Source organism: Collinsella sp. HCP3S3_E5, assembly GCF_052067635.1.
Classification (GTDB): domain Bacteria; phylum Actinomycetota; class Coriobacteriia; order Coriobacteriales; family Coriobacteriaceae; genus Collinsella.
The window spans coordinates 1-458 of the sequence record NZ_JBQHQF010000073.1; the positions used below are offsets into that span (position 1 = coordinate 1).

The 458-nt window shown below is 64.6% G+C and carries 1 protein-coding gene; it reads right to left on the minus strand.

What is annotated here, in order from left to right; translation table 11 throughout:
* The coding region (locus ACTM82_RS09045; protein ID WP_441088556.1) for a transposase at positions 1 to 386 on the minus strand (386 nt) is incomplete at its 3' end.
* Between the last annotated feature and the right edge of the window lie 72 nt (positions 387 to 458).

Here is a 458-nt window from a genome sequence, read left to right on the forward strand (position 1 = left end):
TTCGAGAGCCTGGAGACGCCCATCTTCTCGGCCACCCTCTGCACCTTGCGGGTGCTCGTGCCCGTGGCGTACATCTCGGCGACGGCGGCAACGAGGGCGCGGTCGACGCGCTGGTAGCGCTCGAGCACGTCCTCCGGGAAGAAGCTGCCGGAGCGCAGCTTGGGGATGCGCAGCGTCAGCGTGCCGACGCAGGTGGCGAGCGACCTCTCGCGGTAGCCGTTACGGCTGTTCGCCCCGCCACCGCAGAGCTGGTCGGCCTCGGCGTCCATCACGGCGTTCACGACCTGCTCGGCGAGTCTGCGAAGCAGCTCCTGCATATCGATGGCGCCGTCGTCGAAACGGGGCACAGCGAGCATGTCCGGCGTCGGGTCTGATAAGATTTCCATAGCGGTCTTCGTCCTTTCCTAGAACCTGTTGTTGTGGTGATTTCAGATTCTAGGACGAAGGCCGTTCTTCGT